24 protein-coding genes and 1 pseudogene are annotated in these 26897 nt (G+C 59.1%); 11 read left to right on the top strand and 14 right to left on the bottom strand.

Annotated elements, in window-relative coordinates; all coding sequences use genetic code 11:
- Positions 1-57: 57 nt before the first annotated feature.
- Positions 58-2580, bottom strand: coding sequence for an ATP-dependent helicase HrpB (gene hrpB, locus AB4P90_RS25335; RefSeq protein ID WP_130175042.1), 2523 nt, complete (start codon positions 2578-2580; stop codon positions 58-60).
- Between the two features lie 337 nt (positions 2581-2917).
- Between hrpB and AB4P90_RS25340 the strand changes: the two genes are divergently transcribed.
- Positions 2918-3133, top strand: coding sequence for a hypothetical protein (locus AB4P90_RS25340; protein ID WP_395605464.1), 216 nt, complete (start codon positions 2918-2920; stop codon positions 3131-3133).
- Positions 3134-4226: 1093 nt separating this feature from the next.
- On the opposite strand, the gene AB4P90_RS25345 is transcribed toward AB4P90_RS25340, so the two are convergent.
- A complete protein-coding gene (locus AB4P90_RS25345; protein ID WP_130175043.1) occupies positions 4227-5255 on the bottom strand; it encodes a serine/threonine-protein kinase in 1029 nt (342 codons plus the stop codon).
- Positions 5252-5728 (bottom strand): hypothetical protein, encoded by a 477-nt coding sequence (locus tag AB4P90_RS25350; RefSeq protein ID WP_130175044.1) that lies wholly within the window; start codon positions 5726-5728, stop codon positions 5252-5254. The genes AB4P90_RS25345 and AB4P90_RS25350 overlap by 4 nt, the downstream gene beginning before the upstream one ends.
- A 264-nt stretch (positions 5729-5992) precedes the next feature.
- On the opposite strand from AB4P90_RS25350, the gene AB4P90_RS25355 reads away from it, so the two are divergent.
- Positions 5993-7186 (top strand): hypothetical protein, encoded by a 1194-nt coding sequence (locus tag AB4P90_RS25355; RefSeq protein WP_330211318.1) that lies wholly within the window; start codon positions 5993-5995, stop codon positions 7184-7186.
- A complete protein-coding gene (locus AB4P90_RS25360; protein WP_076964220.1) occupies positions 7179-7394 on the top strand; it encodes a hypothetical protein in 216 nt (71 codons plus the stop codon). The genes AB4P90_RS25355 and AB4P90_RS25360 overlap by 8 nt, the downstream gene beginning before the upstream one ends.
- A gap of 104 nt (positions 7395-7498) precedes the next feature.
- On the opposite strand, the gene AB4P90_RS25365 is transcribed toward AB4P90_RS25360, so the two are convergent.
- On the bottom strand, positions 7499-8638 hold the full coding sequence (locus tag AB4P90_RS25365; RefSeq protein WP_395605465.1) for a hypothetical protein: 1140 nt from the start codon (positions 8636-8638) through the stop codon (positions 7499-7501).
- Positions 8639-9041: 403 nt separating this feature from the next.
- Positions 9042-9422 (bottom strand): annotated as a pseudogene (locus AB4P90_RS25370) (DEAD/DEAH box helicase); the annotation flags it as partial.
- Positions 9423-9675: 253 nt separating this feature from the next.
- Between AB4P90_RS25370 and AB4P90_RS25375 the strand changes: the two are divergent.
- Positions 9676-10095 carry a hypothetical protein gene (locus tag AB4P90_RS25375; RefSeq protein ID WP_003194410.1) on the top strand — a complete coding sequence of 140 codons (420 nt, stop codon included), beginning with the start codon at positions 9676-9678 and terminating at the stop codon, positions 10093-10095.
- A 9-nt stretch (positions 10096-10104) separates the two neighbouring features.
- A complete protein-coding gene (locus tag AB4P90_RS25380) occupies positions 10105-10998 on the top strand; it encodes a cation diffusion facilitator family transporter (protein WP_014720058.1) in 894 nt (297 codons plus the stop codon).
- Here the strand turns inward: AB4P90_RS25380 and AB4P90_RS25385 are convergent.
- Positions 10995-11957 (bottom strand): DUF6515 family protein, encoded by a 963-nt coding sequence (locus AB4P90_RS25385; protein WP_289329046.1) that lies wholly within the window; start codon positions 11955-11957, stop codon positions 10995-10997. The two genes, AB4P90_RS25380 and AB4P90_RS25385, sit on opposite strands and share 4 nt — an antisense overlap.
- Before the next feature lie 427 nt (positions 11958-12384).
- Here AB4P90_RS25385 and AB4P90_RS25390 point away from each other — a divergent pair, with 427 nt between their 5' ends.
- The gene (locus AB4P90_RS25390; RefSeq protein ID WP_003194418.1) at positions 12385-12864 is read left to right on the top strand and encodes an Lrp/AsnC family transcriptional regulator; all 480 of its coding nucleotides are present in this window, start codon (positions 12385-12387) and stop codon (positions 12862-12864) included.
- A 186-nt stretch (positions 12865-13050) separates the two neighbouring features.
- Positions 13051-13260, top strand: coding sequence for a DUF2788 domain-containing protein (locus AB4P90_RS25395; protein WP_025999909.1), 210 nt, complete (start codon positions 13051-13053; stop codon positions 13258-13260).
- On the opposite strand, the gene AB4P90_RS25400 is transcribed toward AB4P90_RS25395, so the two are convergent.
- The 4 genes from AB4P90_RS25400 to AB4P90_RS25415 all read right to left on the bottom strand — a co-directional run bounded on the left by AB4P90_RS25400 (position 13255) and on the right by AB4P90_RS25415 (position 19735).
- Complete coding sequence (locus tag AB4P90_RS25400) at positions 13255-13887, bottom strand: pseudouridine synthase (protein ID WP_005791693.1); 633 nt, start codon at positions 13885-13887, stop codon at positions 13255-13257. The genes AB4P90_RS25395 and AB4P90_RS25400 overlap by 6 nt on opposite strands.
- A gap of 71 nt (positions 13888-13958) precedes the next feature.
- The gene (amn, locus tag AB4P90_RS25405) at positions 13959-15431 is read right to left on the bottom strand and encodes an AMP nucleosidase (protein ID WP_161981173.1); all 1473 of its coding nucleotides are present in this window, start codon (positions 15429-15431) and stop codon (positions 13959-13961) included.
- A 183-nt stretch (positions 15432-15614) separates the two neighbouring features.
- Entirely contained in the window at positions 15615-17267 is a 1653-nt protein-coding gene (locus tag AB4P90_RS25410) for an acyl-CoA dehydrogenase family protein (protein ID WP_014720060.1), read from the bottom strand.
- Positions 17268-17335: 68 nt separating this feature from the next.
- The gene (locus AB4P90_RS25415) at positions 17336-19735 is read right to left on the bottom strand and encodes a hybrid sensor histidine kinase/response regulator (protein WP_014720061.1); all 2400 of its coding nucleotides are present in this window, start codon (positions 19733-19735) and stop codon (positions 17336-17338) included.
- Positions 19736-20010: 275 nt separating this feature from the next.
- Between AB4P90_RS25415 and AB4P90_RS25420 the strand changes: the two genes are divergently transcribed.
- The 4 genes from AB4P90_RS25420 to AB4P90_RS25435 all read left to right on the top strand — a co-directional run bounded on the left by AB4P90_RS25420 (position 20011) and on the right by AB4P90_RS25435 (position 23544).
- Positions 20011-20808 carry a hydroxymethylpyrimidine/phosphomethylpyrimidine kinase gene (locus tag AB4P90_RS25420; protein ID WP_019818058.1) on the top strand — a complete coding sequence of 266 codons (798 nt, stop codon included), beginning with the start codon at positions 20011-20013 and terminating at the stop codon, positions 20806-20808.
- Positions 20809-20838: 30 nt separating this feature from the next.
- The gene (gene thiE / locus AB4P90_RS25425) at positions 20839-21468 is read left to right on the top strand and encodes a thiamine phosphate synthase (protein WP_014720063.1); all 630 of its coding nucleotides are present in this window, start codon (positions 20839-20841) and stop codon (positions 21466-21468) included.
- Between the two features lie 11 nt (positions 21469-21479).
- Positions 21480-22763 (top strand): glutamate-1-semialdehyde 2,1-aminomutase, encoded by a 1284-nt coding sequence (gene hemL, locus AB4P90_RS25430; protein ID WP_019818059.1) that lies wholly within the window; start codon positions 21480-21482, stop codon positions 22761-22763.
- A gap of 226 nt (positions 22764-22989) precedes the next feature.
- Positions 22990-23544 carry a tetratricopeptide repeat protein gene (locus tag AB4P90_RS25435; RefSeq protein ID WP_014720065.1) on the top strand — a complete coding sequence of 185 codons (555 nt, stop codon included), beginning with the start codon at positions 22990-22992 and terminating at the stop codon, positions 23542-23544.
- Here the strand turns inward: AB4P90_RS25435 and AB4P90_RS25440 are convergent, their stop codons facing one another.
- The 4 genes from AB4P90_RS25440 to AB4P90_RS25455 are packed head-to-tail and all read right to left on the bottom strand — an operon-like array spanning position 23545 to position 26878.
- Complete coding sequence (locus AB4P90_RS25440; protein ID WP_019818060.1) at positions 23545-24657, bottom strand: succinylglutamate desuccinylase/aspartoacylase family protein; 1113 nt, start codon at positions 24655-24657, stop codon at positions 23545-23547.
- An 8-nt stretch (positions 24658-24665) separates the two neighbouring features.
- Positions 24666-25376: an ABC transporter permease gene (locus AB4P90_RS25445; protein ID WP_038451623.1), complete on the bottom strand. Its 711-nt coding sequence runs from the start codon at positions 25374-25376 to the stop codon at positions 24666-24668.
- The gene (locus tag AB4P90_RS25450; RefSeq protein ID WP_014720068.1) at positions 25373-26089 is read right to left on the bottom strand and encodes an ABC transporter permease; all 717 of its coding nucleotides are present in this window, start codon (positions 26087-26089) and stop codon (positions 25373-25375) included. The genes AB4P90_RS25445 and AB4P90_RS25450 overlap by 4 nt, the downstream gene beginning before the upstream one ends.
- A 30-nt stretch (positions 26090-26119) precedes the next feature.
- Entirely contained in the window at positions 26120-26878 is a 759-nt protein-coding gene (locus tag AB4P90_RS25455) for a transporter substrate-binding domain-containing protein (RefSeq protein WP_019818062.1), read from the bottom strand.
- Between the last annotated feature and the right edge of the window lie 19 nt (positions 26879-26897).

Consider the following 26897-nt stretch of genomic DNA (forward strand, 5'->3'; position numbering starts at 1 on the left):
TACTGGATCGGCAGCGAAGCGGTCAGCCGCCAATAAGGCTGGGGATTACTTGAACACTCATGACCTTCGGGGCTTGGCTTTAGCTGTCGCTTCTGCGATTAAAGGATTGTCGGGCCAAAAGTGCTTTGGATATCTACCTTTGAGGTCTTTCTTGACTTCCACATAGGTACTCCGCCAGAAGTTGGCAAGATCTTGGGTGACCTGTACAGGCCTCCGAGCCGGCGACAACAAATGCAGTGTCAGGGCCTGTTTCCCCCGAGCAATCCGAGGCGTTTCGGTCAGCCCGAACAACTCCTGTAGTCGCACAGCAAGGATTGGCGGGTACTCTGAATAATCAATGCGGATGTTCGAACCAGAAGGTACTTGAATCGTCTGCGGCGCTTGAACCTCTAAATCCTGTGGGAGCGGCCAAGGCAGGAGGTTTCTAACTATCGAAGACAGATCCAGCTGGCTGAACTGGCTGAGCCTCGTGATTTTTCTCAGATACGGCGTGAGCCACTCCTCCAGCGTGTCCAGGAGGTTGTTATCGCTTAGATCAGGCCACTTGGTTTCTGCCTGCCCATTTTGAAGATCGAGCTGACGCAGCAGATCGACCCGCGCTTGCCACTGCCGCAGCTCAGGGTTCCAAGGCAGGAGCTCAATGCCTTTCCGCCTCACCAGGTTGACCAAGGCAAGCGAACGGGTTTGCTCATCAAGATTTAGCAGAGGTGTTGTGGACAGCACCAACTGACCCACCTTCAACTGCCGCTCAGCCTTGAGTACTCCTTCCCTCTCGTCCCAGTCGACCTCATCGACAGACCTCACAAGGTAAGCCAGCTCGTCATCGAACAGGGCCGGATCAAGGTCACTTGCCAGGTAGATTCGCTCCTCACGCTGCCCTTGCCGGCTACCCAGGTCGGCCACTACCAGCCACTCGTGCTTGGTGAGAGCATCAGGCTCTGAGAACACGGCAGCCCGCCCGTTGGAGAGACGGTACTCGGATGCACTTGCACGCCTCTGGAGGCCAATTCGGTCAGGGTACGCGAACGCCAGTAGGCATCCCACCCATCGCGGGTGATCGAGCTCGCAAACCGGGATGGAGGCCTTCCCACGCAGGTGGGATCGGTACTGCCGAGCAGACTGCTTCACTCTCTGGAATGAGCCACCACCTCGACGTAAGTGCTGCTCGCCAGACAAAGCACTCAGCCTGGTGTGAAGGTCGGCACCTGCTCCACGCAGGATGTCCTTCTCACCAAGCAGCGCTGCGATATTGCACGCAAGGTCATCCAGCCCCATCGCGCTGCCTTTGATGAGCATGTGAGCGATCCGTGGATGCGCTGAGAACTCACTCATGGCCGAACCATGCGGTGTTATCTGACCAGCATCGTCGAGTGCGCCCAGGCGCTTCAGCAGATCTCTGGCTTGCCCAAAAGGGGCGGATGGAGGTTGATCTAGCCAAGTCATATCTTCCGGCTTCATTCCCCACCGGGCCAGCTGGAGTGCTAGGGCTGCGAGATCTGCCTGCAGGATCTCAGGGGTGCTGTAGCCCGCCATTTGCTCGTGCTGCGACTCCGACCAGAGGCGATAGCAAACACCTGGCTCCAAACGCCCCGCCCTCCCCGCTCGCTGAGTAGCGCTGGCCTTCGAAATACGCTGCGTGTCGAGTCGGGTCATCCCGCTGCGAGGATCAAACTTCGGCACTCGCTCAAGACCACTGTCCACAACCACCCTGACGCCTTCGATGGTCAAGCTGGTCTCAGCGATGTTGGTGGCCAGTACAATCTTTCGAGAGCCCTTCGGTGCGGGGTCTATGGCAGCTCGCTGCGCGTTCAGATCGAGGTCACCGTACAGCGGGCATACGATCACCTCGCAACGGCTGCTCAACTGCTCTTTGAGGGTCTCTGCCACCCGCCGAATTTCTGCTTGCCCAGGAAGAAAAACCAGAACGCTTCCGGACTGTTCGTTGATGGCGGCCAAGCAGGTGTCCGTGACTCGTGCATCGATTCGCTCGCCCGGCTGATAGGGGCTACCCCAAACCGTCGAGACCGGATACATCCGCCCTTCGCTGGTGACCACAGGCGCATCATTCAGCACCTTTGAAAGGCGAGCGCCTTCCAGGGTGGCGGACATCAGGAGCAGTTTCAGCGGAGACTCATCGCGCAGCAATTCGCGGCCACTCAGGCACAGAGCCAGTGCAAGGTCTGAGTCGAGGTTACGCAGGTGGTACTCATCGAAGATGACTATACCCACACCATCCAAGGCAGGATCATCTTGTAGCCGGCGAGCAAGGATCCCCTCCGTGACGACCTCGATCTTGGTGCGCGGGCCCACCCTACTCTCTAGGCGAATCCGATACCCAACCGTCTCACCTACTTTCTCACCCAGCTCGTTCGCCATACGCTCGGCTGCAGCTCGCGCAGCAAGCCGGCGAGGCTCAAGCATGATGATGGTTTGACCCTGAAGCCAAGGCTCATCTAACAAGGCGAGCGGTACGCGGGTGGTTTTACCCGCGCCGGGTGGTGCCTGGAGCACCACTTCATCACGCTCGCTCAGAGCTTTCAGAAGGGCCGGCAAAGCGGAATTGATTGGCAACGAACTCATGTGTACTCCTGCAACATGAGCGGCAGTATACGCTCACTCAGTTGCAGGATCGCAGGCCGACTAAGTCAGCTGAGAAACTGTGGTGAAGCTACCCAAGCTCTTCCAAACCTCGGGCAAGCATTGCCCTATACCCTGCACGGTCCTGAATGAACGGAGAAAAGGCTATGGCCCAACCATTCCTCGAAACCATTTTCTGACACATTAGCCAAGGCCATACCAACCGAGCGCACATCATCAAACCAGGCTTTGCTTGTCCCTGAACCCAGATTTTCATGCACGTAAGGCGTGTCATCTTTTACCGCCGTCCACCGCTTGAACGAAGCACGTCTCACTTGGCATGGGACGCATCGACCGCAGTATTTTTACCCAAAACGCTGGAATCGTCCCAACTGTTGGATGCAATGGCATGCAGCTTCAGCAGATCCTGGTTACGACACTCGGCCAACATTTCTACTTTCGTCTTCAAAGCATAAGGGTTTTGGATGCGTACATTGATGTCGGCAACGTTGAAAATCTCTTGCAGCCGCCCGAGATGGCGTCAACGGCGGATTGATCGCGATGAAACCGTTCTCGCAAATATACAGCGGCACCGTTTCGCCACGATGGTAACTATCAAGTGAAGTTGCTACTGCCAGTCCGAACGCGAGGAAGATGATCGAGCGTGCCCTCTGGGAGGGCTCTTGCGCACCGGGAGATCGGGTGACGTGGTTAAGTCCGATCCTGGATAGCCCGAGGCTCTGGGCAAAGTGATCCTGTTTTTCCCCACCCCCCGAACAGTCTGGCTGACGGCGTAGGGCTTCACGCCTTGTGCAACTAGATCAATGGAACCTATCAGGCTATCGAGGCCAAGCCCCTGAGACCCCGATGGAAATGGGACGGCCATTTGCGGAGTATATGATCTCGGCAACCGCATCGGCCACACCAGAGAAATTGAGGAAATCTGTTTCTGTCTCGTTATCTATCCACATAGCAACCCTCCCTGAAAGTCATGGCGTCAAGCGGTGGCAGTGACGCGCCATAGTAGCCCTCCAGCAGGGCAAAGGGCCACCATATCAAGGAGGGCCCCGCGCCTCTGCATTGATGGGGAGCATCGCTCAGTTGCTTTCAGCGGGCGAGCGTCAACCAAGAGCAGTAGTTTGAGATCGAAAGGAGCTGCGAAAATGATTTTCTCTGCTAAACCTCATGGTGAGATTTTCCTGAACGGACAACGACGGACAAGCGACTGTAACCGCCACTTGCACTAAAGGCTGTTCATGCATACAGTGTAAGTGTGCTGGCGAATTCAAACGAGATTGACCTTTCGGCAATTCTGAAGGCCAAAGTAAAAGAACTCGTATAAGCTTTGCCGCCCACAAACACTCGTTCGTCCATGCCCGATATACGTCGCCTTCGCGACAGGTAGGATTCACATGAGCAAGCGCCATCCCAATCTGAGGCTCACGTCGCCTCGATGCACCTACTGCGGCGCCATATGGCACCCGGCAGAAGGTATCGATGCACTCGCAACATATTGCCCTAATTGCTCGGATCAGCGTCGAGCCGCCGCTCAGGATCATTTCCAACTCAAGCCATTGAGCGCTGCCGACTTTGTCAACGGTTATCTGCTGCCCCGGCGTCTGCGCAGCGCAGCTGGCTAAGAGCACTCGTTAGCGGGAGAAGTAGGTTTCCAGCTCCCGGTCAACCTTCTTGCGAGGTATGACGCCTTGCGATTGGCCGAGTGTCATTTTGCGTCCCGTCCCTACAGGCTCGCTCCAGGCCTTCCACTCATGACGCCGCTCAGAATGCAGATTCCACTCCACGAAGTTCAGGCGCTTGGGGGACTGTAGCTCCCATCGCACCAATTCCGGGGTTACATTTGTTTCCCAGGGTTGGTCGATCGGGAGACCCGAAATGGCATTCAGGACGTCGCCGGTAGTGGCGTAGCGGGCAGCAGAGTCATCTGCAAGCATCTTACGGATTACGCGGCGCCATGGTTTGGGGATGTGTGGTAACCAACGCAGGCGATCTGCGAGCCCGCCATTGCGCACAATGTCTACAGGCGCCTCGTTCTGAAGGATGTACCAGGTCTCCCCATGAAGCAGCCGGAAAAGCGTCATACCCAGAGCCCAAATGTCGCTCTTGACGCTGGTTCCGCCCCCCTGCCAAACCTCGAACGCGATGTGATCCGCATAACCCGCAGCGGAGCCATAGCCCAGCAGCAAATCATCTGTCACTAGCCCGAAGTCACCGAGCTTCGCCAAGCCCGTGTGATCGAGCAAGATGTTGCCCGGTTTGATGTCCCGGTGAAGCATGCCACGCCCATGCAACGCGTCCAGGCCGATCAGGACATCGGTCGCAATCTTATGCACACGAGCCAAAGGTAGTGGGCTTTGCTCGTAAAGGGGCTGCAACGATCCGCCAGGGCAGTAAGCCATCGTGAATCGGATGCTGTCTTGCAGCTCCTCAATTCCGTACACCTGAACTACGTTTCGATGAGAGGCGCTCGAAAGGTGCTTGGCCTCAACCAAAAAACCCTCCCTAATCGCCTTCCACTCAGCATCATCATGCTCGGGCTTTCGGGCCAGCACTTTAACCGCGACATCTCCGTGGACGCCGCACTTGCCCAGGAACACCTCGCCGAAGTGACCGTTGCCCAGCTTCTTGATGATTTCGAGTTCCGGTACGACGCTGCTCATGGCCGGTTCCTGTGGGCGACTACCAACATGGCGGCCTCGCGGCTTCCCTTGCGAAGCTTGGCCCCGTTGAGCTGCTGCTCCCAGAAAGGATCGTCCTTGAGGATCTCGTCAACCTTGCGCTTGTAAGTTCTGGATATCCAGGCCTTGTCCATGACACGGATCTCACAGGCAGACGCAGCGGCGCACATGATCACACCCCTCAGCTCAGCTCCATCCAAGAGACCACCCTTTGCTGCGCTGCCCTGCGGCAATGCACTAGCTTTGATGACGACCTGATTCACGCCGTTCTGCTGGATGTATGACACGCAGCGATGGAACAGCGTTTCATACGCCTTCGGGCGATCTCCTGCCGCTAGTTTCCAGGTGTCGTCCTTGATCAGGACGAGCGGTTCATCCGAGTCGTCCGGGATCGTGGTATCCACTACGGTTACATCACTCGCACTGACTACCAGTCCTACGCAGCGTAAGGCCATATACTTTTCCTTGTGGAGGCAATTAAATATCACCCCATGGTATTACAGCGTTCGGCTTCGTCAATCACCCCTTCTCGGGGAAAAAACCCAGCCTAAGCTCGGATAAGTCGAAAATTGCCAGGTCGGACAGGAAGGGAGTCGCAGACGAGCTATGCGTCAGCACCTGCTGGTAAGGCTCTGGACGGTCGAGCAGCCGCGCCCGGTGAGGGTGTGAGAGAACGGTAGCCGGACTGGCTACACGGAAAACAATTACGGAACTGAATCTTGAACAACAGCACGCCAAGTTATCAAACCCTGCAAGCTGGGCTTGCTTCCATCGCTCGATCCATCGGCTCTTGGGTCAAAAAAGTGTTCCTGGGCACCTGCCTGCTCGTTGGCACCAGTTACGGATCCATGATCATCGCGCTGCTGAGCATTGGGAGCGCAGCCATGATTTCCGTTATGAGCGGCAACATTAAAGACGAGTACACCTCCACTCACACACTGGAGCAGTTTTTCGAGACAGAGTACCTATGGCCATCGATCATGTTGTCGATCTTCGCCGTGATCGCCGTTTTCTTGCGTGAAGTAGGGGTTGTCACCTCCACCCGAAAAAAAGAAAAGGAACTGCAAGATCGCCTGACGACCATGCCGCCCAAGCAGTTTCTGGCGGCCTACAGCGATGCTGTAATCGACATTCGGTTCTTATTTGAGAGCCAAGCGCAGGATGACTCCCAGCCGATGACCAAACAGAGCTTGGCGAGTGATATCCGCGTGGTGCTCACTAAGATACTCGTGTTGGCACAAAACTGGGACAGCGCTCCTACCGAGACATATCGGGCCAACGTAATGATGGTGGAGCTGGACAAAGATGCCATTCGTAGGAACTTCTCGCAGCAAGTCAACGAAAGCCCGTTCTTCTTGTTCAGCTCAAACATTGATGCTCGCCTGGATAACGCCGACGGCATACTTCACATCACCGACCTAGAACTGTCCACCTCCGTAGGTAACCAGGATCTTGCCGCTCCAGATAACGACATCCGTCCGATCTGCTTCCCCTTCAAAGTCGACGCGAATGATCATGCAAAGTCGCAACCTAATCTGCCAGGCGGGCCGGTAGCTGTCTCCACCAATGAGTCACAGTATATTCAAGACTCCCGCACGCATTTCAAAGACTGGCTGGAAGACGAGGCGCGGCAAAACCCTCACGTGACCGAACACTACAAAACGACGATTGGCAAGTACTACACCACGCACCGTTATGCAACGTCGATACTTTCCATTCCGCTAGCGCTAGGCGACGACACCAAAACCCCAATTGGATGCCTAAACATCTATAACAACAAGGCAAATATTTTAATGGGCGACAGCCGCAATGCACAATTTGTCCAGCTATTGCAACCGATTTGCGCGTATTTGCATGATATGATATTATTATACCGTGCATTTATTGACATGGAGGCTAGTGAAAATGACTGAACTTGCCGTAGCTAAAGTTGCCGCCGAAGAGACCGGTGACGCTAAAGTGAGCGCCTCCGCTGCTTTGAAGCACAAAGCATTCGCAAAGATTTACAGTGGCCGGATGTCTCGCGATGAGCTCAGGGCTTCTATGTTGGCCAAGGCTAAAGATGTAGTTGAAAAGGGCATTGGAACCCTTGATCTCGTTACAGTAGTCGAGCACCGCTAGGGGCTCAGCCGCTACCACTTGAAAGCCACCGCAAGGTGGCTTTATTGTTTCTGCAATGCACTGCATCTGAGCCGTACTTCCAGGCGGAATCTAGGCTACAGACATCAGGTTAGGCCGCTCTGCAATTTGAGTTCTCGCATGTGCTCGAAAACTTGAGCAGTGACAAGCTCCCTGAAGTCATCCATGTAGATGATTTGCACACCGTAATGACCTACCGTGGCGGCAAAAGCCTCACCCAAAAAGAAAATTTTACTTCTATACTTTCTTACAATAGGAATAATGAAACTTTCACCCTGATGCTTTACCTTAATCAAAAAGCAAAGAAACTCCCCTACAAACTTTATTGCATTGCAATTGCTCCGCACCGCCAATTCATGATAGCGCGTAATCGGAGCGATAATGAAAGTCTGGTCATTGCAAGCTAGGTGCTCATCCTCGTCTTCGTCATATTTAATTTCCACGCTTCGGATCATCAGTTCATCTTCATCATACGCAGATTTCATCAAAAATTTGGGGAAGTCGATTTGAAGAATTCCTTCAGCGTCAATCTCAGCATCTGCGAAGGCGTAAACTACATCTGAAATCTTCTGGAACTGACCGCCGTAGTAAGCCAGTACCTCATAACCACCACCGCAGAGCATTTTGATAGTTTCAGACTCAAAGCGCCCCTCAAACTCACTGATCAAATGAAGGGCGAACTGCCGAAGAGCCATGCAGGTTCCGAGAGCGACTACATCCCCTTCAGGAACATCAAAATTATCAGGAGAAAACTGCTCGAAGTACTCGACAATATACTTTCCACCACTTCCTCCAGCCCACAGTTCAAAATGGTCATTCCCACCCCCAAATTCGGCATCAACATTTGAAATGCTAATTTCATCGCCCTCAATACTGAGTGCAATAATGCTGACCTCAGCTTTTCTCAGTAGCTTGTCTGCGAGAAACGCCTCGATGAAACGTTTACCTGAGAGTTGAGGATCCACCTTGATAAGTTGATCAATCAATCGTCCAACAGCCTGGATATCATTGACATTGCCAGCAAAAGCTACAGCAAAGCGCTCATTCACCAGCAAAATCTTCTGGCATAGCCCCATCACTACACGGTCATTTAATCCAGGCTCACCATCTTTGGCGTGGAACGACGGGATTGGAGAAGAGTTCATCCACATATCGGGGCTAGTGAGGAGAATATCCGCTTGCAGGAACGCACCGACTTTCAGCTTGTAACCCGCGATCATAGTCATGTTCGAATCCTTAGGAGTGAGAAGCGGGCTACGGTACATCTCCCTCTGCCTGGGACAAAACCGTTTTAACGGCAGAACACTGCACTCTCGGGGCTGCCGACGATCAGGTGGTTCTCCGATCAATTGCATCGTTCGAGGGTGCTGCAGGGGTATTGGGGACTGGCGTGCGTAGCTGTGGGGAAATGACGTTCAGTCGCCTTGAGGGCGAGCATAGCGGCAGGATATGAGCCGGTTTCGAGACCGTGGCGACTGCGGTAGGTGACATTGAGATCACGCCGAGGTTCGTCATAGGGTGAAACTTCAACGAGGGGCCAGGGACTTGCCTGGAAGGAGCTCACTTTTGGCAGGAGAATGCCCTGAGCTTTGACAAGATTTCAGGGTATTTCGGTGAATGTGGCAAAACGTGGAATTCGTCGAAGATCAACAAGCCCACGCCGTCCAGCGCCGGGTCGTCCTGCAGGCGGCGGGTGAGGATACCTTCGGTGACCACCTCGATACGCGTATTGGGGCCGACTTTGCTGTCCAGCCGAATGCGGTAGCCCACGGTCTCACCGACCTTTTCACCCAGTTCACTGGCCAGCCGCTCGGCAGCAGCACGGGCAGCCAGGCGCCGGGGTTCGAGCATCAGGATGGTTTGCCCGGCGAGCCACGGCTCATGCAACAAGGCCAACGGCACGCGGGTGGTTTTACCGGCGCCGGGGGGCGCTTCCAGCACGGCTTCATGGCGATGCGCCAAGGCGTCACGCAGGGCGGGTAAAACATCATCGATCGGCAACGAATTCATACTGGCTCCAAAGCAGAGCGGCGAGTATAACGGCGAACTGCCGAGTGCCGATGCGGGTCTTAAAAACACCCACGCTTTGGGCTGTGAATGCAGTCGGAGGTGGGAGCTGGCTTGCCTGCGATAGCGGTGTGACAGTTGCCGCTGTATTTCCTGAACCGTCGCAATCGCAGGCAAGCCAGCTCCCACATTGGTTCATCGGCGCCTGGCCGATCTGGCTTATAGTCACCCTTAAATATGTTCAGGAGACTTTTTCATGCGTATCGCTTCCCGTGTCATCGGCGGTGTCCTCGCCGTTACCCTGCTGAGCCAACTTACCGCCTGCGGGTCGATTTTCTACCCCGACCGTCGTGGCCAGATCGATGGCAAGATCGACCCGACCATCGCGGTACTCGATGCCCTCGGCCTGTTGTTTTATGTGATCCCCGGCCTGATCGCCTTCGGTGTCGACTTCGCCACGGGCGCCATTTACTTCGAACCGGGCAAGACCGCCCAGGTCGCCCCCGAGAAACTGCACGAAGCCATCGGCGCTGACGGCACGGTCGATAACGCCAAGCTGCAGAGCATCATCCAGAAAGAAACCGGCCGCACCTTGCCGCTGGACGACCCACGCCTGATCCAGTTCAAGGGCAGCGTGCAGCAGCTGGCGGCCCTGGGCCTGCAGCCTGCCGCGTAAGGACAGCTCATGACCAGCAGCCCCGAACACGCAAGGCTCTTGCGCCTGGCCACCCGCGCCTCGGTGGGCGTGGCCTGTGTGTTGATTGTGACCAAGGCCATCGCCTGGTGGCTCAGCGGCTCGGTGAGCATGCTCGCCGGGTTGACCGACTCGCTGCTCGACGGCGTGACCTCGCTGCTGAACTTGCTGGCGGTGCATTACGCCCTGCGCCCCGCCGATGACGATCATCGTTATGGGCATGGCAAGGCAGAGTCGCTGGCGGGTATGGCGCAAGCCTTGTTTATCGCCGGCAGTGCGGTACTGATTGCGCTCCAGGCCTATGAACGGCTCAAGCATCCGGAGCCGGTCGGCGCACCGTGGCTGAGTATCGGCGTGATTATCTTGTCGCTGGGGCTGACCATGGCCCTGCTGATGCTGCAACACCGCGTGGTGCGCGAGACCGGCTCCAACGCGGTGCGTGCCGACTCGCTGCATTACCGCTCAGACTTGCTGCTCAATGGCAGCATCCTGATTGCGCTGGTGTTGGCAGGCTTTGGCTTTCATCAGGTCGACGCCTGGTTCGGCCTGGGAATCGCCGCTTACATTCTGTGGAGCGCGATCCAGATCGCCCGGGAAAGCTTTGCGGTGTTGATGGATGAAGAGCTACCGCCGGATGTCAGCCAGCACATGCTGGAGCTGGCCCGTGGCGTGCCCGGCGTACTGGGTGCCCACGACTTGCGTACGCGGGTTTCCGGCAACCACTGGTTTGTGCAGTTGCACCTGGAGTTGCCGGGGGAATTGACGCTGTCGGTGGCCCACGGCATCAGCGACCAGGCCGCCGATGCCATCCACCGGGAATACCCGAAAGCCGAAGTGCTGGTGCACGCCGACCCACGGGAAGTGGTCACCGGTAACAAGGCCTAGTACTGCACCTGATACCCCCGACTGCCCAGGCAGTTGCCCTGAGCCTGGCGGTAGGTTTGCACCACCGCAGGGTCCGGGGCGTAGGTGACGGTGCGCGGGTCGAAGCCACTTTGTTGCACCGCCCAGCGATAACAGTCGTAGCCGTCCTGCTGTACCTGGGCTGGCGACTGGCCGTTGGCCGGGTAAGCCACCACGTCATAACCGTTGCCTTGAGGCGTCGGCGGAGGTGATGGCACCTGCGTCGGTGGTTGTACCACCACGTATTGTTGGGTGCTTTGCTCGTAGGCGTAATAGGCGCCTGCGGCGAGGAACAACAGCGAGCCGCCTACCCACACTTCACGTGCGTAGTCCGGCAGGTAATGCACGCGGATGCCGTAGGGCGGCGTCACCACCACGTAGCGCGGGCCTTGGGGGCGATACCAGTAGCCACCGGAGAAAAAGTAGTCCTGGCCACGGTAAGGCACGCGGTAATTGCGGTCGGGGAAACGGTCGATGACATATCCAGGGCGATGCTGCGGGCCTGGGCCCCAGCCATTGCCATGCCCGTCGGGGCGGCCTGGCCAGCGGTTATCACCGGGGCGATCGTTACTCGGACGCGAACCGGGGCCGCCGGCCTCCCAATGCCGGTTGTCATCGGGGCGTCTGGGAATATCACGGTAATAACCCTGGCGCGGCTCCTGGGTCTGGCGCACGGTATCGGGCCGGCCCTGGATCGGCAGGTTATTGGAGGGTTGCGGTTGCGGTGCTGGTCGCCCCGGCTCATGACCTTGAGGCCGACCCTGCCATTGGCCACCCTCGTGCTGGCCGCCACGATCACCCTGCGGGTTTTGTGGGCGTGGCTGATTGTGCTCAGGCCGTTGCCCCTGGCCCGGTGAGTTATCGCGTTCGTCGGCCATCGCCTGGGAGCCGACGCTGACCACCAGCAAACCAACACCTGCCATACGCCAGATGCGCTTCATGCTTTTCCTCACTGCGGATTGGGGCTTGATCATGAGACTGGAAAAGCCTCGCCCGGTTCTGAGACAGGTTATCAGTCACGAGAACTATTTTCTGAAGGCAAAACGCGCACAAAGAAAAAGGGGTGACCCGTCGGCCACCCCTTGAGAATTTCGTCCTGGCTCAACGCTTTTGACGTTGGCTCACCTCACGCCGTCTTGTGGACAGTGTGCAGCCTGGAGGCCGGCTCAACCCTGCTGGGGCGGCGGCCGCAACGGGCCTGATTGGGCGCGTTGCTGTGGACTGTTGTCCAGGCGGTGATTCTGTTGGTAATCATAGGCGTGCCGGGCGGGCAGAGGATTGCGAAGATTGCGTCAATAAACAGTGCTTGCGCAATTTTTAACCCTTCATGGATAATTAACCGCAATAGTTACGACAAAGGCCAACCCAATGAGCAAGCTTGACCGATACGACCTGAGTATTCTGGCGGAATTGCAGCGCGACGCGAGGATCTCCAACCAGGAGCTGGCCGAACGCATCGGCCTGTCGCCTTCGCCCTGCTCACGCCGGGTCAAGCAATTGGAGGACGACGGCTACATCGCCCGCCAGGTCGCCCTGCTCGACCGCAAGATGCTCGGCCTGAGCCTCACCGCTTATGTATTGATCGGCATGGACCGTCACACGCCGGAACGCTTCGAGAATTTCGAGGCCGCCATCCGCACCCTGCCGCAAGTGCTGGAGTGCAGCCTCGTGACCGGGATGGATGCGGACTACCAGTTGAAGGTGGTAGTGCCGGACATGGATCACTATCAAAAATTGCTGCTGGGGCATCTGACCCGGATCGAAGGGGTGACCAGCGTGCGTTCCAGCTTTGTGCTGAACCAAGTGCTCAACAGCACCGAACTGCCCCTGACCCACCTGCGCACCTGAGAACAACGGTGGGAGCTGGCTTGCCTGCGATGGCGGCGGGCCAGTTTGCATCACGGTACCTGACAGACCGCTATCGCAGGCAAGCCAGCTCCCACAGTTCGATGGTGTAGGACTCAGGTCAATGTTGCGTTTGTGACGCTGCCGTATACTGCTCGCTTGTCTTGTCGGAAGAGTCCCATGAACAACATCGACCCCGCCCTGTTTGAAGAATGGATGATGACCGGCCTGGTCACTATCCTGATCATTTTCATGGGCTTTATCGTCTGGGACCTGGCGAAAAAATCCAAGGCCGGGCGCTTTGGTTCGTTCATCCTGTTTTTCGTGTTGGGCCTTGGTGTGGCAGCGTTCATCATCAAGAGCGTGGTGATCGGCCTGATTGAATCCGGCGCCTTATAAGCGCGCCGGCACTGCCTTCCATTGGCCTTGATCCAGGCCGTCGATAGACCAGTCGCCAATGCGCACGCGCACCAGGCGCAGCGTCGGCAGGCCCACTGCTGCGGTCATGCGCCGTACCTGACGGTTGCGCCCTTCACGTATCACCAACTCCAGCCAATGCGTCGGCACGCTTTTGCGAAAGCGTACCGGCGGGTTGCGCGGCCATAACGCCGGTTCATCCAGTTGCCGAGCCTCGGCAGGCAAGGTCATGCCATCGTTCAGCTCGACACCATCGCGCAGACGTTGCAGCTGTTCTTCAGTCGGCTCACCTTCCACTTGCACCCAGTAGGTTTTCGCCAATTTGTGCTTGGGATCGGCGATGCGCGCCTGAAGCTGGCCATCGTTGGTCAACAGCAGCAAGCCTTCGCTGTCACGGTCCAGGCGCCCCGCCGGGTAAATACCGGGAATATCGATAAAATCCTTGAGCGTCGCGCGCCCGCCTTCGTCGCTGAACTGGGTCAGCACATCGAACGGTTTGTTGAACAGGATCAGCTTCGGCTCGGCCGGTGGCGCCTTGGCGACACGTCGAACAGGCTGCGAAGGTTTCACGCCTGGGCGGCGCGAATCGGGACGGGTAGGACGGGACATGGCAAAGGAACATCTAACGGTCAGGACCGACAATGCTAGTGGCCTGACCGCTAAATGACCATCCCAACCGCTTAGCGGAACGGCGGTTCGTCGAAGCTGCGCAGTTTGCGCGAGTGCAACGAGTTGAGTTCGGTGCGCAACAGGTCGACCGCCTCGATGCCGATCTTCAAGTGCTGGCTGACCGCACGCTCGTAGAACGCGTTGGCCGAACCCGGCAGCTTGATCTCGCTGTGCAGCGGCTTGTCGGATACGCATAACAAGGTGCCGTAAGGCACGCGCAAACGGTAACCCTGGGCGGCGATGGTGCCGCTTTCCATGTCCACGGCCACGGCGCGAGACAGGTTGATCAGCGGCCGCTCCTGGGCCCAGCGCAGTTCCCAGTTACGGTCGTCGTAGGTCAGCACGGTACCGGTGCGCAGGCGTTTTTTCAGCTCTTCGCCTTTTTCGCCGGTGACTTTCGCCGCCGCTTGCTGAAGCGCCAGCTGCACTTCGGCCAGGGCCGGGATCGGGATGTTCGGCGGTACTACACGGTCCAGAATCCCGTCGCGGCGCATATAGGCGTGGGCCAGTACGTAGTCGCCGATGGTCTGGGATTGGCGCAAGCCGCCGCAGTGGCCGATCATCAGCCAGCAATGCGGGCGCAATACGGCCAGGTGGTCGGTGATGTTCTTGGCGTTGGACGGGCCCACGCCGATGTTCACCAGGGTCACGCCGTGGCCGTCAGTGGCCTGCAGGTGATACGCCGGCATCTGGTAGCGGTGCCAGACCACGCCGGCGGCAATGGCCGAGGCTTCGCCGTGGTCCATGCTCTTGTCGATGACCACGTTGCCCGGCAGCACCATGCGGATAAAACGCGGGTCACTGCGCAGTTGCTCCAGGCCATGCAGGATGAACTGGTCCACGTAGCGGTGGTAGTTGGTCAGCAGGATCCACGGCTGTACATGGCGCCAGTCGCTGCCGGTGTAATGCACCAGGCGGCGCAGGGAAAAGTCCACACGGGCGGCATCGAACAGGGCCAGGGGCAGCGGGTCGGTGTTTTCCCAGTCGTACAGGCCATCGGCAATGCCGTCGGTGGCGGCGGACAAGTCGGTACTGGGGAATACACGGGCCAGGGTCGCGGCGGTGACGCCGGAGCCGGCCAGTTCATCGCCCTGCTCCACCACGTACGGATATGGAATGTTCTGCTGGCTGACGCCTACTTCCACCGTGACGGTGAAGTCGTGCATCAGCGGCACCAGTTGCTCCAGCAGGTACTTACGGAACGCGGCCGGGTGGGTCACGGTGACGCTGTAGGTACCCGGCAGTTGCACCTTGGCATACGCCCGAGTGGTTTGGGGGACTTCACCGTGGCAGTGGTAGGTCAAGCGCAGTTCCGGGTAGCGAAACAATGCGCGCTGCTCGGCGTCGGGCTCGACGCGGTCCTTGAGGTATTGCTTGAGCGCCTGGTTGAGCGCGCCAGTGGCACGCTCATGCAGCGCCGCCAGCCGGTCCACGGCTTCTTCGGCGGTTTTAACGACAACAAAAGCTTCGGTCACGGTAAGCATCCTGTGTTCTGACTTGCAGGCCTTTATCTTGCCTGTATCCAGGCCTCACCGAAACACCAGAAGTGGAATGCGTTGATAGGTGGGAGCTGGCTTGCCTGCGATAGCGGTCTATCAGCTACATAATTGCTGGCTGGACCACCGCTATCGCAGGCAAGCCAGCTCCCACATTTGGATTGTGTTTATTCAGAGCGATTGCGGGGTTGAGCGGGCGACAATTGCTTCCACGTCGACGCCACGCGGCAAGGTGCCATATACCCGCCCCGACGATTCACCCAGCCGGCTGGCGATAAACCCATCACTCACCGCCGCATTACCCGCCTCCAGCAACAACTTGGCCTGTAACGCCAGGGCGATGTCCTCGGTCAGTTGCCGCGCCCGATACTGGATGTCCTGGGTGTCCATGAATGCCGCCTTCAACTGCTCGATATGCCGCGCCAACTGCTTGTCGCCGTGGCCATCGCCCAGCTCCACAAACAACGCCTCCAGTACCCCCGGCTCTTTGGACAGGGCACGCAATACGTCCAGGCACTGCACATTGCCGGAACCTTCCCACGTCGAATTCACCGGTGCCTCGCGGTAAAGGCGCGGCAGGATGCTGTCCTCCACATACCCGGCACCGCCCATGCATTCGGCGGCTTCGTTGATCATCGCGGGCGCGCGTTTGCAGATCCAGTACTTGCCCACGGCCGTGACCAGCCGGGCGAACTTGGCTTCATGTTCATCATCAAGATGATCCAGGGCGCGCCCCATGCGCAGGCTCAAGGCCAGGGCCGCTTCGCTTTCCAGGGCCAGGTCGGCCAGCACGTTCTGCATCAGCGGCTGCTCGCTGAGCACGCGGCCACCCACCTGCCGATGAGCGCAGTGATGGCTGGCCTGGGTCAGCGCCTGACGCATCAAGGCGCTGGAGCCGACCATGCAATCGAAGCGGGTCATGGCAACCATTTCGATGATGGTCGGAACGCCGCGGCCTTCTTCACCGACCATCCACGCCAGGGCGCCGCGAAATTCCACTTCGCTGGAGGCGTTGGAGCAGTTGCCGAGTTTGTTCTTCAAGCGCTGGATGTAGAACTCGTTGCGCGTGTCATCCGGGCGGTGCCGGGGCAGCAGGAAACAGGTCAGGCCCTTGTCGGTCTGGGCCAGGGTCAGAAAGCCATCGCACATCGGTGCCGAGCAGAACCACTTATGCCCCACCAACTCGTAGGCTTGGCCAGGGCCACTCGCGCCCACGGGGTAAGCGCGGGTGGTGTTGGCGCGCACGTCGGTGCCGCCCTGCTTCTCGGTCATGGCCATGCCGATAGTAGCGCCGGCCTTGTGGGCGATGCCGACATTGCGGGGGTCGTATTGGGTACTGAGGACTTTAGGCAGCCAGAGGTCCGCCAGCTCCGGTTGCAGGCGCAGGGCCGGGACGCAGGCGAAGGTCATGGTCAGCGGGCAGCCGCTGCCGGCTTCGGCCTGGCTGTGCAGGTAGGTCATCGCCGCACGCGCCACATGGGCGCCCGCCTGGGGATGGGCCCACGGCAACGACGGCAGGCCATGCTCGACGGCGGTGCGCATCAGCTCGTGATAAGCCGGGTGAAACTCAACCAGGTCAATGCGATGGCCATAACGGTCATGGCTGCTGAACACCGGTTTGTTCTGGTTGGCCAGGAAGCCGGCTGCCATCAACGGCCCACCCGCCAGCGCGCCGTAGGCATCAATGCGCGCTTGGGCCCAGCCGGCGCCAAAGCGGCGTGACCATTCCTGCAAAGGCAAGTCGATGCGATACAGGTTGGTGCCGTCCAGGGACGGTGGCTGGTTGGTGACGTCGTGGGTTTCGGCAAACTGATGCAGGTTCATGACGGGCCTCCTGGAAAAAAGGCCGCATGAACAGTGGCCCGGAATTCAGTTAAGCACCGTGCAAGACCTTAAAAAAGTGGCATACGCGCCGAATGTTCGGCGCTTTCACCCTCATCCGCGCACAGCACGCTACGTTCAAGTGCCGCCTGCAAAGCATCGAAACGCACCGGCTTGGCCAGCCGATCCGTCATGCCAATGCCATGGCAGCGCTCACGCTCCGGCCCATTGGGCGAAGAGCTCAGGGCGATCACCGGCAATTCACCGCAGCCAGGCAATGCGCGAATCTGACAGCACAACGAAAAGCCACCCTCTGGCACATCCAGCAGCACGGCGTCGAAGCTGTGCGCTTGCAACGCAGCGAGTGCCGCCGGGCCGCTGTCCACGGTTTTGACCCGGTAACCGAGCTTGAGCAACATGCCACGCACCGCCAGTTGGCCCACGCTGTTGTCGTCCACCAACAGCACCGTGCACTCCTGAGGCGCACGCTGTGCAGGCAGCGTTTGCGTGGCGGGCGTCACCTGCTGCGGCACGGCGCTGACGTCCACTTCCAACTGGAAGCGACTGCCTTTACGGGGCTCAGAATGATGGGTCAGGCGCCCGCCCAGCAGTTCGATCAACTGCCGGCAGATCGCCAGGCCAATGCCCAGGCCGCCGTATTCACGCGTCATCGAGCCGTCCAACTGAAAGAAACGCTGATACAGCGTGGCCTCATCGAGAAAGGCGAAGCCGATACCGGTGTCGGTGACGATAAAGCTCAGGTGCAAGGCGCCATCCCCTTGGGGCACGCCCACCACTCGCAAGCGCACCGCGCCGACGTGGGTGAATTTGAAGGCGTTATCGAGCAGGCAATCCAGGCACTGGAGCAGTTTGTCGGCATCGCCGATCAGCCGGTCCGGCACCTCATCGGCCACATCAATGGAGAACGCCAGGCCTTTGCTCTGGGCGCTGCCGGTGAATTGCTGGCGCAAGGTATCGAGCGTGCCGCGCAGGCTGAACACTTGCGGCTGGGCCACCAGGCGACCGGCCTGCAATTCGGTGAGGGTGAGGATGCCGTTGACCATGCGCATCATGTCCCGCGCCGAGCCGGCGGCGGTTTGCTGGTACTGCGTCAGGTCATCGTCCAATGACACGGTTTGCATCAGCTCCAGCGAGCCGATCACACCGTTCATCGGCGTGCGCAATTCGTGGGTCAGGGTGGCGAGAAATTCGTCTTTGAGGCGATTACTGCGGGCCAGTTGCTGGTTGAGCGCTTCCAGCTTCTGGCTGGCATCGAGGAGAATCTGCGCCTGCTGTTCGCGCATGCCGTTGATGCGGTCGGCCAGGGCCAGGGACAACAGCGCCACTTCAATGGCTGAGCCGAGCTGGCTGGCGTACATGGTCAGGAACACGTTAGGCAGGTAACCCAGCACCATCAGGGTGTTGACCACCCCGCCGAGCAGGAAGGCCGACCAGGCGATGATGAAATAACGCGCCATGCGCTGCCCGCAATACCAGGCCTTGATGGCCGCCACGAAGATGGTCACGGTAAACACCAGCGCCAGCGCAGTGGCCAGGCGCAGGGCCACGGCGTAACTGGTCAACAACGCCAGTGCCATCACCAACCCTCCACAGGCCGCGAGCGCCAGCAGGATACGGTTGAGCCAGCGGCTGTGCTGCGCGGTGTGCAGGAAACTGCGCGCGAACAGGCTGCCGAACAAGGCCGCCGAGCCGATCAGGAAGGGCACCGCCGCATTCGCCCACCACGGGTTGTTCGGCCAGAAGTACTCCACCGCGACGCCATTGACCGACAGCTGATACAAGCCGAACGAGGCGATATAGAGGATGTAATACAGGTAGCTGGTGTCGCGCACGCTCAGGTAGATGAACAGGTTGTAGATCAGCATGCCCAGCAACACACCGTAGATGGCCCCCAGCACGTACAAGCGCAGCGGCTGCTCCTCCATGTAGGCGGTGCCGGCCCATAATGTCAGCGGTGCCTGGATCGAGCCTTGGCTTTGCAAACGCAGGTAGACGGTTTGTTGCTGGTCGGGCAAGAAGCTGAGCTTGAACAGGTAGTTGCTCTGGCTCACCTCACGGCTGGAAAACGGCAACGCGCTGCCGGTGCGGGTGGTGAGGCGGAAGTGACCAGTGCCGTCGTCCTGGTAAAGGTCCAGGCGATTGAGCGGCGGGTAGGCCAGTTCCAGAAACCAGGTGCGCGGTGCCCGGGGATCTTTGGCGGTGTAGTGCAGGTTGACCTTCAGCCAGAACACCGAGCGTGAATAGCCGGCATTGAGCGTGTCTTTGTCGTGGGTCTTGAATTGGGCGGCATAGGCGGGGGAACTGACATCGGCGATGGTGAGGGCATCGGTTGGGTCTTCGAGCACTTGCATGACCCGGCCCAACGGGAGGCTTCGCGTGTCCTGGTTGAACTCGACGGCGCTGGCGAGCATCGGCAGCCCGCACAATAAAAAAATCAGCAAATAGCGCATAGAGCCCCAGCGTAGCCTGGTCCGGTTGTGTCAAAAGCCCCCCATTCCTTTTGAGAAGACGTACACCGGCGATACAGTAAGTTGTTTGGATGCACTTTAGCATAGCCAGTAAAAGCCATTAGCCACCGTGGGAACTTTTTTTAGGACAGCTCTAGGGCAATGCTTTCAGCTCATCTCAGTGCAGCGCTCAGCCACGGCAAATCGCGCCGCAGCGGCAAACTCCTGCCATCGCCAGGCAGCCACGCAAAAAGCGTTTGGTGGTAAGCTCGCGCACCATGAATATCTACAGCTCTCGCCCCGTTGTCCTCTGTCTCTCCGGCCACGACCCCAGTGGTGGCGCCGGCCTGCAGGCAGATATCGAAGCCCTGCTCGCCCAGGGTTGCCACGCGGCCCCGGCCGTCACCGCGTTGACCGTGCAAAATACTGTCAATGTCAGTGATTTCCGCGTGCTTGACCGTGAGTGGGTACTGGCCCAGGCCAATGCCGTGCTCGGCGACTCTGAAGTTGCGGCAGTCAAGCTGGGCATGCTCGGCTCCACCGCGATGGTCGACACCGTGGTCGAACTGCTGCAGGCGCACCCGCATTTGCCGGTGGTCTGCGACCCGGTGCTGCGCGCCGGCGGCGGCGGTAGCCTGGGCAAGGACGAGGTCGGTTATGCAATGCGCGAGCGGCTGCTGCCCTTGTCATTGATCGCCACCCCCAACCTGCCCGAAGCGCGCATCCTCGCGGAACTGCCCGACGGCAGCGCCGACGACTGCGCCGAGAAGCTGTTGCCGTACATCAAGCACCTGCTGATCACCGGTGGCCATGGCGACGAGCACGAAGTGCACAACCGCCTGTACAGCCGCGACGGCACGCGCCAGACCTTTACCTGCCAGCGCTTGCCCGGCAGTTATCACGGCTCGGGTTGCACCTTGGCCAGTGCGCTGGCCGGGCGCATTGCCCAAGGCGAAGGTTTGGCCAGCGCCGTGCAAACGGCTCTCAACTACACGTGGCGTACCCTGCGTGATGCCGAACAACTCGGCCAGGGCCAGTTCGTGCCGCGTCGATTGCCGCTGGATTTCTGCTCGTAACTTATCGCTCGTCAGCAAGGGGTTTGCCCGATGAAACTACGCGGCCTTTACGCCATTACCGACAGCCAACTGTTGGCCGGCAAATTCCTCGCCTACGTCGAGGCGGCGCTGGACGGTGGCGTCACCCTGTTGCAGTACCGCGACAAAAGCAGCGACGAGGCACGGCGCCTGCGTGAAGCCGAAAAGCTCTATGAACTGTGCTCGCGCTACAAGACTCAATTGATCATCAACGACGATGCCGAACTGGCCGCGCGACTGGGCGTCGGCGTACATCTGGGCCAGACCGACGGCCCGCTGACCTCGGCCCGGGCACTGCTCGGCGCCAAGGCGATCATCGGCGCCACCTGCCACAGCCAGATCGAACTGGCCGAACAGGCCGCCAAAGAAGGCGCCAGCTACGTCGCCTTCGGCCGCTTCTTCAATTCCACGACCAAACCCGGCGCACCCGCCGCCACCGTTGACATGCTGGCCCAGGCCCGCAAGCGCCTGCACCTGCCGATCTGCGTAATCGGCGGCGTCACCCTGGAAAACGCCGAGCCGCTGGTGGCCCACGGGGCTGACCTGCTCGCCGTGGTCCATGGCCTGTTCGGTGCCGACAGCACCCAGGAAGTCACGCGCCGCGCCCGTGCATTCAACGACCTTCTTAAATCTTCAGTTTAGAGAGCCCGATCATGTCCCGTTCCGAAACCCTGTTTGCCAACGCCCAGAAACACATCCCCGGCGGTGTGAACTCCCCCGTGCGTGCGTTCAAGAGCGTGGGCGGCACGCCGTTGTTCTTCAAGCATGCCGAAGGCGCCTACGTCACCGATGAAGACGACAAGCGCTATGTCGACTACGTCGGCTCCTGGGGCCCGATGATCCTCGGCCACAGCCATCCGGATGTGCTGGAGGCGGTGCGCCAGCAACTGCAACACGGCTTGTCCTACGGCGCCCCGACCGCGATGGAAACCGAGATGGCCGACCTGGTCTGCTCGATCGTGCCGTCGATGGAAATGGTGCGCATGGTCAGCTCCGGCACCGAAGCCACCATGAGCGCGATCCGCCTGGCCCGTGGTTTCACCGGCCGCGACAACATCATCAAGTTCGAAGGCTGCTACCACGGCCACTCCGACAGCCTGCTGGTGAAAGCCGGCTCCGGCGCGCTGACCCAGGGCGTCCCCAATTCCGCTGGCGTACCTGCGGCATTCGCCAAGCACACCCTGACCTTGCCGTTCAACGACATCGCAGCCGTCGAGCAGATGCTCAGCGAAGTCGGCCAGGACGTTGCCTGCATCATCGTCGAGCCGGTTGCCGGCAACATGAACTGCGTTCCACCGGCCCCGGGTTTTCTTGAGGGCTTGCGCGAGCAGTGCGACAAGCATGGCGTGGTGCTGATTTTTGACGAAGTGATGACCGGTTTCCGGGTCGCCCTCGGTGGCGCCCAGGCTTACTACGGCGTTACGCCAGACCTGAGCACCTTCGGCAAGATCATCGGCGGCGGCATGCCGGTAGGCTGCTTCGGCGGCAAGCGCGAGATCATGCAACACATCGCCCCGCTCGGCCCGGTATACCAGGCAGGCACCTTGTCGGGTAACCCACTGGCCATGGCCGCCGGCCTGACCACCCTGCGCCTGATCAGCCGCCCGGGCTTCCACGCCGAGCTGACCGACTACACCACGCGCCTGCTCGACGGCCTGCAACAACGCGCCGACGCCGCCGGCATCCCGTTTGTGACCACCCAGGCCGGTGGCATGTTCGGCCTGTACTTCAGCGGCGCCGACGATATCGTCACCTTCGATGACGTGATGGGCAGCGATGCCGAGCTGTTCAAGCGCTTCTTCCACCTGATGCTCGAAGGCGGCGTGTACCTGGCACCGAGCGCCTTTGAAGCCGGCTTCACCTCGATTGCCCATGGCGAAGCCGAACTGAAGTTGACCCTGGATGCTGCCGAGCGCGCCTTCGCGGCCCTGAAATAAGTGACGGCAACCTCTGACGTTGCCCCTGGCAGCGTCAGATTTGCTACTTTGCTTACAGAGAATTCCTGGTTTTTTCGAGAATTGCACTGCAATCCGGCAGATAACTTGCCCAAGCAGCAGAAAAACGAGTAAAGACTTTGTAAGCAGAGGCCTGCTTATTTCATAATGCGCGCTTATTGGACTCCCTCGAGGGTCCGCGCGCCCCGTCAGAGGTAAGTCGATTCCCATGAAACGCACCGGCCGCACCCTGGTTCTGGGCTGCCTGTTGCTCCTTCAACCGCTACTGGCACATGCCCAGGCCGGCGGCAACTCGTTGTTAATTCCAGCGATGGGTCGTTGCACCCTCAATACCCAGCCAGAGAGCCAGGCCGAAGCCCTGAGCGCGTGCCAGAAACAGGCCGAGGACGGGGATGCGCAGGCGCAATACGAGTTGGGCGAGTACTACCACGACAGCAAGAACCCGGCCGTTGACCTCAACAAAGCGTTGAGCTACTTCGAGAAAGCCTCGTTGCAGGGCCACGCCCAGGCGCAATACCAGTTGGGCAACATGTTCTTCAAAGGCGAAGGCGTGCCGGCCAACAACATTCAGGCGTACATCGTGCTGAAAATGGCCGCGGTCAATGGCGCCGAAGACGCGCTGGACACCGCCGACGAAGTCGCCGAGCACATGCAGCGCGATGAACTGGAAGTGGCGACCCAGGTGCTGGGGCAGATTTTCCGCAACTACCTGCAGGAGTTGCAGAGCGCCGATGGGCGTTCGCCTTTCTCTCCCCTGCCTTGATCACGGCGATAACAGGTAGCCCTGTCGATACGCCGTGGCCCCTGCGACGTGGGCAATCGCCATACCGGCGCTTGCCATTCGGCGTATTGATCGTACATACAAAAGCCCTGCACGCTCACACGCTACCTCGGTCACACGGTCTGTAATCGGATCGATGACGTGCGCCACGATTTGTCCTGCTTCCAGGTAATCCCCCACCTGCGCGCAAAACACAATCAAGCCTCCCACCGCACTCACCACCGGCTCGACCCCCGCCAAGGGTGTTGGCGGACTCAATAACGCCGGTAGTGGAGGCGCTTGCCCCTCAACGCCTCCCTGCAAAGTCAGATAGTTGATCAACGCCTGACAATCCTGTCGCGCCAGCCCGTGGCTCACATCAGCCACGCCGCGCAACTCCACGGTCACGGCAAAACCCGGCGCCGCAAAGACCCCAGGGAAACGCGCCTGCATCCGTGCCCAGAACAAGGTGTAGCAATCGTCGAACGAATGCCCGCCCGCGTCCGGGCTCATAAAGCAGGCCCGGGCGCCCAGGTACCGCGCCAGCGGTTCCACCTGGGGCCAGGCGTCCGGTGCCAGGTACAGGTGCTGCACCGCCTCGAAATCACAATGCAGGTCCAGCACTCTGTCGGCGTCACAGGCCAGCGTTTGCAGGGCCAGGCGCAGGGAATGCAGCTGGGTCGCCGGCACCTGGCTGACAAGGGTTTGCCGCAAGGTCGCGCGGATCAGGTGCAGGTTATGCGCAGGATCATCAGTCAGAACATCCTGGACCTGATCCCCGACCTGCTGGCTGACGTCGACGAAGAAGCGATTGAAGTTCTCTCGACTGTCGTTATCGAAGCGTCCCTGCGGCACGTCCATCAGCACCTGCTCCAACCCCAGCGGATTGGCCACCGGCACCAGCACCACCTGCCAACGCAGCGCACCTTTGGCCTCCAGATCTGCCAGCCGTTGTTTGAGATGCCACAACACCAACATCCCCGGCAGCTCATCGGCGTGCAGGGACGCCTGGATGTAAACCTTGCTCGGCGCATCGGCTGGGCCGTAATGAAAACTATGAATATGCCGCGTGGTACCTGGCACAGCCGTCAACAGTTCATGTCTGCAAGTCTGCATATCGCCTCCTATCGATTCGAATCAAGAAAGCTCAGCCAGCGTCGTTCTGCCAGACGGAACAGGCAGATCAACGCGAACGTAATGCACAAGTAGAGCGCCGCGGCCAGGCCAAAGGATTGGAAGGTGAGGAAGGTTGCAGCGTTGGCATCCCGTGCGACTTTCAGGATATCCGGCACCGTTGCCGTGAACGCCAGGGTGGTGGAATGCAACATGAAGATCACTTCATTGCTGTAGTAGGGCAACGACCGGCGCAGGGCCGAGGGCATGATCAAGTGCACGTACAGCTTCCAACCGTCGAAACCCAACGACCGTGCAGCCTCGATTTCACCGCGCGGCATCGCCCGGATCGCGCCCGCGAGTATTTCCGTGGTGTAGGCCGCGGTATTGAGGGCAAACGCCAGAAGGGTGCAATTGAGCGCTTCGCGAAAAAAAGCATCCAGCAACGGTTGCTCGCGAACGGCGCCAATGCTGTAGATGCCGGTGTAGAAGATCAGCAACTGGATATACAGCGGTGTGCCGCGAAACACGTAGGTAAAGCTTTGCACCGGCCAACGCAGCCAGCGTCGGCTGGACGTCCTGGCAATGGACAGTGGCAACGCCAACAGCAGGCCCAGGCACGAAGAGACGCTAGTCAGCCACAAGGTCATGGCCAGGCCGGTGATTTGTTGGCCGTCAGAATAGATAAACGGCCGCCAATACTCCTGGATAAGCTCGATCATGATGATGATTCCTGCACACCGTCACCATACCGACGCTCCAGCCAGCGCAACGCCGCGTTTGAAACACTGCTGAGCAACAGGTAAACCAGCGCCGCCAGCAGCAGAAAAGCCAGTAATTGCTGACTGCTCTTGCCCGCCATCTGCGCCACTTTCACCAAGTCTGCCAAGCCGATGATCGACACCAACGCCGTGGCCTTGAGCAAGACCATCCAGTTATTGCCCAGCCCCGGCAGGGCAAACCGCATCATTTGCGGGAATATCACATGCACAAAACTCTGCCTGAAGGTCAGGCCAAGGGCTTTGGCAGCCTGGAACTGGCCCCGGGGCACAGCCAGCAACGCGCCGCGAAAGGTTTCGGTGAAATAGGCGCCGTAGATAAACCCCAGAGTGATCACGCCGGCGCTGAAAGGGTCGACATCGATGTAGGCCCAGCCCAATTCGCTGGTCAGACGACTCAGGCCTGTCTGCAACCCGTAGAAAATCAACAGCATCAACAACAGGTCCGGAACCCCGCGAATCAAGGTGGTATACACCTGCGCGCACAGGCGCCATGCCCTGACCCTGGACAGCTTGGCGCCTGCCCCCAGCAGGCCCAGGATCAGCCCCAGCAGCAATGACAACAGTGCCAGTTGCAGGGTGACCCAGACCCCGTGCAGTAACATCGGCAAAAAACCGCCCAGGGACGCGGCGAATTGAGTGAAGGCAGGTAGCATGATTGTGTCCTCGCTGGCCGTTGAGGGCGGTTATTGGCCGCTGAACATGTTCACTCCGGGGAAGTACTGCTCTTGCAGGCGAGCGTAGGTGCCATCGGCGTGCAGGGCAGCCAGCCCCTTATCCAACAGCGCTTTCAACGTGTGGTTGCCCTTGGCAATGCCAATGCCGCTTTTGGACGGCATCAACTCGCTGTCAATCAACGGGCCCAGCACGAACCCGACGCCTTGGGGTGAACGTAAAAATCCGCTCTGTGCTTGCTGAGCATCCTGCAGCGATGCCTGCAAACGCCCTGTCAGCAGGTCCGCGTACACTTGCTCCTGATCGGCATAAGCCACCACCTTCATACCCTGCCCGGCGAGCACTTGCCGGGCATACACTTCTTGAGTACTGCCCTGCAAATAGCCGACGGCCATGCCTGTGGAAAGCTCAGTGCCAGGGCGCATCACCATGGCGGTGGGACTGGAAAACACCTCCGAGGAAAAGTCGATGACCTTTTGCCGAGCGGCAGTGATGGTCATTGAAGCAAGGATGGCGTCGATCTTGCCGGCGTTGAGGCTGGGAATCATGCCGTCAAAGTCACTCTCGACCCATTGGCAGCGAACATTCAAATGTGCACAAATTGCATTGCCAATATCTATTTCAAAACCGGTCAAAGTGCCCGTACTGTCTTTATAAGCAAAGGGCGCATAGTTGGGATCGGCAGCGAAACGGATCACTTTATAATCGCTGGCAAACAACGATGAATTAATAAGGAGTGTGGTGAATAACATCAGGAGTATTTTTTTCATTATTGTATTCCTCGTTATT

Origin of the sequence: Pseudomonas sp. B16120 (genome assembly GCF_044218845.1) — a bacterium.
Classification (GTDB): Bacteria; Pseudomonadota; Gammaproteobacteria; order Pseudomonadales; family Pseudomonadaceae; genus Aquipseudomonas; species Aquipseudomonas paracarnis.